Annotated in this window: 2 protein-coding genes; both read left to right on the plus strand. The window is 70.0% G+C overall.

The annotated features are described in order from the left end of the window. Positions 1–803 (plus strand): 1,2-phenylacetyl-CoA epoxidase subunit PaaC (gene paaC / locus AB3X94_RS41670; protein ID WP_368614452.1); only part of this gene is annotated, 803 nt, incomplete at its 5' end. 19 nt (positions 804–822) lie between these two features. Then, positions 823–1181 (plus strand): metal-sulfur cluster assembly factor (locus AB3X94_RS41675; protein WP_368614453.1); only part of this gene is annotated, 359 nt, incomplete at its 3' end.

The raw sequence follows: 1181 nt of genomic DNA on the forward strand, positions 1-1181 counted from the left end.
TGTCCATCACGCCCGAACATCTGCAGTACGTGCTGCGCCTCGCCGATACCGCGCTGATCCTCGGTCAGCGCAACAGCGAGTGGTGCGGCCACGGCCCGATCCTCGAAGAGGACATCGCGCTGTCGAACATGAGCCTCGACCTGATCGGCCAGGCGCGCCTGCTGTACACGCACGCGGCCACGCTCGAGCAGCAGCTCACCGGCCGTCAGCGCAGCGAGGACGACTACGCGTACTTCCGCGCCGAGCGCGAATTCGCGAACTACACGCTCGCCGAGCTGCCGCACTACGGGCCGCTCGCCGGCACCGCGCAGGCGCAGAAGGACTACGCGGTGACGATCGTGCGCAACTTCCTGTACGCGACGCTGATGAGGCATCTGTGGGGCGCGCTGACGGACTCCGCCGACGAACAGCTCGCCGCGATCGCCGCGAAGTCGGTCAAGGAAACGCAGTACCACGTGCATCACGCGGGCGAGTGGCTGATCCGTTTCGGCGACGGCACCGACGAATCGCACCGTCGCGCGCAGGCCGCGCTCGACTATCTGATGCCGTACACGTACGAGTTCTTCAGCGCGGACGCGGTGGAAGACGCGATCGCCGCGGCGGGCGTCGGCCCGCGCACCTCGACGCTGGAAGCCGCATGGCTCGACGACGTGCGCGCCACGCTCGACGCGGCCACGCTGACGCTGCCCGCGGCGCTGCGGCACGTGAGCACCGGCAAGCACGGCGAGCATTCGGAGCACATGGGCTTCGTGCTCGCGGAAATGCAGAGCCTCGCACGCCAGCATCCGGGCGCGAGCTGGTGAGCCCGGGATAGCGATGATGATGACGACCTCGACCGCCGCGCAGCCCGTGAATGCAGCCGCTGCCACCGCCGCCACCACGACCGCCACGACCGCCACCACCGATCCCGCCCTCACCCGCGCGTGGAGCGTGCTCGAAGCGGTACCCGACCCGGAGATCCCGGTGGTCTCGATCCGCGAGCTCGGCATCCTGCGCGAGGTGCGCCGCGCCGCGGACGGCGCGCTCGAAGTCGTGATCACGCCGACCTACTCGGGCTGCCCGGCGATGTCGCAGATTGCCGAAGACATCGGCCGTGCGCTCGAGGCCGCGCAGCTCACGCCCTACCGCGTCGCCACCGTGCTCGCGCCGGCGTGGACCACCGACTGGATCACCGCCGAGGC

This window comes from Paraburkholderia sp. BR10923, from assembly GCF_040948765.1.
Taxonomy (GTDB): Bacteria; Pseudomonadota; Gammaproteobacteria; order Burkholderiales; family Burkholderiaceae; genus Paraburkholderia; species Paraburkholderia youngii.